Annotated in this window: 6 protein-coding genes; 3 read left to right on the top strand and 3 right to left on the bottom strand. The window is 68.0% G+C overall.

Annotated features, from left to right (window positions below; translation table 11 throughout):
* A partial coding sequence (locus tag IV088_RS15235) for an RraA family protein (protein WP_367171592.1) occupies positions 1-337 on the bottom strand: 337 nt, incomplete at its 3' end.
* Positions 338-535: 198 nt separating this feature from the next.
* Entirely contained in the window at positions 536-1,507 is a 972-nt protein-coding gene (locus IV088_RS15230) for a tripartite tricarboxylate transporter substrate binding protein (RefSeq protein ID WP_291103673.1), read from the bottom strand.
* A 125-nt stretch (positions 1,508-1,632) separates the two neighbouring features.
* Between IV088_RS15230 and IV088_RS15225 the strand changes: the two genes are divergently transcribed.
* From IV088_RS15225 to IV088_RS15215, 3 genes are read left to right on the top strand one after another with little or no spacing between them, the layout of a single operon-like run.
* A complete protein-coding gene (locus tag IV088_RS15225) occupies positions 1,633-2,430 on the top strand; it encodes an IclR family transcriptional regulator (RefSeq protein WP_291103671.1) in 798 nt (265 codons plus the stop codon).
* 10 nt (positions 2,431-2,440) lie between these two features.
* Positions 2,441-2,626 carry a hypothetical protein gene (locus IV088_RS15220; RefSeq protein ID WP_291103669.1) on the top strand — a complete coding sequence of 62 codons (186 nt, stop codon included), beginning with the start codon at positions 2,441-2,443 and terminating at the stop codon, positions 2,624-2,626.
* Between the two features lie 58 nt (positions 2,627-2,684).
* Entirely contained in the window at positions 2,685-2,921 is a 237-nt protein-coding gene (locus tag IV088_RS15215) for a hypothetical protein (RefSeq protein WP_291103667.1), read from the top strand.
* On the opposite strand, the gene IV088_RS15210 is transcribed toward IV088_RS15215, so the two are convergent.
* A partial coding sequence (locus IV088_RS15210) for a YbaK/EbsC family protein (RefSeq protein WP_291103659.1) occupies positions 2,918-3,404 on the bottom strand: 487 nt, incomplete at its 5' end. The two genes, IV088_RS15215 and IV088_RS15210, sit on opposite strands and share 4 nt — an antisense overlap.

Below are 3,404 nucleotides of genomic sequence, written 5' to 3'. Positions count from 1 at the left end.
TCACCACGCCGGCCAGGCCGAGCTGGCGGCAGGCGGTCATCATGATGGTGCCCATGAGGGCCGAGGTCTGGTCGCCCTTGCCGTCGATCACCAGCACGTCGCCGGGTTTCGCCAGCGCCATGGCGGCGTGGATCATGAGGTTGTCGCCGGGGCGCACCTCGACGGTGAAGGCCGGTCCGGCCAGCTTCATGCGCGGGCGCAGGGCCTGGATGCGGCCGTGCAGCGCACCGCGGCGGCCGTTGATGTCGGAGAAGATCGCCGGCTGGTATTTGGCGGCCTGCGCCACCAGGTCGGGCGTGGTGCGCCGGATGTCTTTGATGATGTCGGGCTGGGACATGGTGGGTGCTCTCAGTGAAAGTGAAAGGGGCAGTGCGTCACCCAGCCGGCGCGTGACCGTGATGAGCGAGGTGACTGGTTCCAGGACACCCGCGGAACCGCCCTTCGACAAGCTCAGGACGGGCCGCAGGGCGCGTCCCCCTCGAAGCGCCGCAGGCGCGCCACGGAGGGGGAAGCCGATCCATCGGCGCAGGGGGTGTCAATCCAAAGTGGCGCCCGAGGCCTTGACGATGGGCGCCCAGCGGGCGAGGTCGCTCTTGATCAGGCTGCCGAAAGCTTCGGGGGGGCCACCCAGCACGTCGGCGCCCTGGTCGCTGAGCTTCTTCTTCACGTCGGCCGACTGCAGCGCCTTGTTGATCTCGGCGTTGAGCAGGGTGACGATCTCCTTGGGCGTGCCGGCCGGGGCCACGAAGCCGAACCAGGTGACCGCTTCGAAGTCCTTGACGCCCGACTCGGCAATGGTCGGCACCTGGGGCAGGTCGTCCACGCGCTTGAGCGAGGTCACGGCCAGCGGGCGCATCTTGCCGTTCTTGATGTGGCCGATCAGGGTCGGCACCGAGGACAGGTACAGCTCCACGCGGCCGCTGACCACGTCGGTGGACGCCTGGGCGGCGCCCTTGTAGGGCACGTGGATGAAATCGACGTTGGCCGACTTCTGGAACAGCACGCTGGCCAGGTGCGCCACCGTGCCGTTGCCGGCGAAGGCCATGTTCAGCGAACCCGGTTTGGCCTTGGAAGCCGCCACCACCTCGGCCAGGGTCTTGAAGGGCGAGGTCTCGCCCACCACCATGACCAGCGGCGCGCTGGCCACCAGGCTGATCGGGGTCAGGTCCTTGACCGAGTCGTACGGCATCTTCGCGTACAGCGTGGGGTTGATGGCCAGGTTGCTGGTCTGGCCCAGGCCAATCGTGTAGCCGTCGGCCGGCGACTTGGCGGTGGCGTCGATGCCGATGTTGCCGCCAGTGCCCGGGCGGTTCTCGATCACGAAGGTCCAGCCCTTGGTGGTCTGGATCTTGTTGGTCACTTCGCGGGCAATCAGGTCGGTGCCGCCGCCGGCGGGGAAGGGCACGATGACCTTGATGGGTTTGGCGGGGTAGGCCTGGGCGAGGGCGGCGCCGGCGGCCAGCATCAGGCTGGCGGCGGCAAGGGCGTGGCGGCGGGAAAGGGTCATGTTTGTCTCCATGTTTCAGTGCTGGACAGTGGGCCGCTTCGCTGTGTGTGGCGGCTGGGGCGGACTGTACGAGCGTGTTTCATTCAATACAATGCAGTTTCGATAGTCGAAACGGAGGCCGAGGCATGAAACCACCCAGACAGCCCGCCACATCCCCTGCGGCGACGCCCGAAGCAGCGGACACCGAGGCCAGCACCGGCAGCGTGACCGCCGTGACGCGGGCGCTGCGCGTGCTGGAAAGCTTCGGCATGGACGACCCGCAGCTCACACTGGCCGAGATGAGCCGTCGCACCGGCATGCACAAGACCACCACGCTGCGCCTGGCGCGCACGCTGGCGGCCGACAACTACCTGGTGCAGAAAGAAGACGGCAGCTGGCGGCTGGGTCGCGCGGCCGGCTGGCTGGGCGCGTGTTACCAGGCCGTGTTCGACGTGCACGAGGTGGTGGAGCCGGTGCTGCGGGCGCTCACCGTGCAGACCGGCGAAAGCGCCTCGTTCTACGTGCGCGAAGGCCAGCAGCGCCAGTGCCTGGCGCGGGTGGACGGACCGCAGACCATCCGCCACCACGTGCGCGTGGGCATCGGCCTGCCGCTGGAGTTGGGTGCGCCTGGGCGCGTCATCCTGGCGTTCTCCGGCGAGCCGGGCGAGCCTTACGAGTCGATCCGGCGACGCGGTTTCCACCTGTCCATGGGCGAGCGCGAGGCCGAGGTGTCCAGCGTGTCGGCGCCGGTGTTCGGGCTGCACTGGCGGCTGCTGGGGTCGGTGTGCATTTCGGGGCCGACGGCGCGCCTGCCGGAGGCGCGTCTGCTGGAGCTGGCACAGACCGTGATGACGGCGGCCAACGAGTTGTCCTACGCCATCGCGGGCGCGCGCCGGCCCGCGTCCCAACGGCCACCCGGCGCGTCGGCCACCTGGCACCCATGATGCCCCCGTGATGATCGACCACGTCTTTATCTTCATCGAGCGCGATGGGCCCGAGATCGATGCGCTCAAACGGCTGGGCCTGACCGAAACCCACCGCCGCGCGCACCCCGGGCAGGGCACGGCCAACGTTCCACGGCGCGGTCTACGACCCGCAAGTCAAGGACAACGAAGCGCGCAGCGCCGACGGGGCCTGTGACGCGCTCGCACCAGCCGGTGCGGGCAGCGCAGTGCAGCAGCGGGTGCGCGCGCTGATCATGGCGACCTGCCACGACGCCGAGCCCGAGGGCGACGACGCGCGGCGGCTGGTCGACATCGACCTCGCGATCCTGGGTGCCGACCCGGCGCGCTTTGCCGAGTACGACGCGCAGGTGCGCGAGGAATACCGGTGGGTGCCCAACTGGCTGTACCGGTGCAAGCGCAGGGAGGTGCTGGCCGGGTTTCTGGCGCGGCTGATGGGTCTGGCGCCTGCCAGTGCGCACTCGGCTGCTTAAGCAAGTGGCGGCGAAGCGCCGAGAAGTTCGAATGCCCCCAGTGCTGCCTTGAATTCATGTCCTGTCATGAACATCTTGTGGTCAAGCGTCGCCGCATTGAACACGACAAGCTGTGCCTCGACGATCTCACGATCGACCACAACTTTGGCGACGCCCGGAAGGTATGGCCACCCGAACGGAGGCAGGGCTTCAGGCGCAACGCCTGCAGAAAGGGCCAACACTTCATCTCGGCCAGCCCGCCGGAACTGGCCGAACCCAACTTGCAGGCCGCGATCGGTTGGGCTTCTTCCGGCCGGAACGACCACGAGCACGCAAATGTCGCCCGGCAACGGTTTGACCCAAAGGGAAGCGGCTGCGATCACCGGCATTCTTTCAGCCTCACCACCGCGGGACCGTGCCCCTGTTCGCCATGGCTGGCGCGCAGGCATGTCGATATCGAACCTGGCACCGAGAAACGACAGGTAGTCGATCAAGTCGTGATAG

Source organism: Hydrogenophaga sp. (assembly GCF_018780075.1).
In the GTDB taxonomy this organism is placed as follows: Bacteria; Pseudomonadota; Gammaproteobacteria; order Burkholderiales; family Burkholderiaceae_C; genus Hydrogenophaga.
Note: the sequence above shows the minus strand (reverse complement) of the source record. Positions and strands in the feature narration are given on the sequence as shown.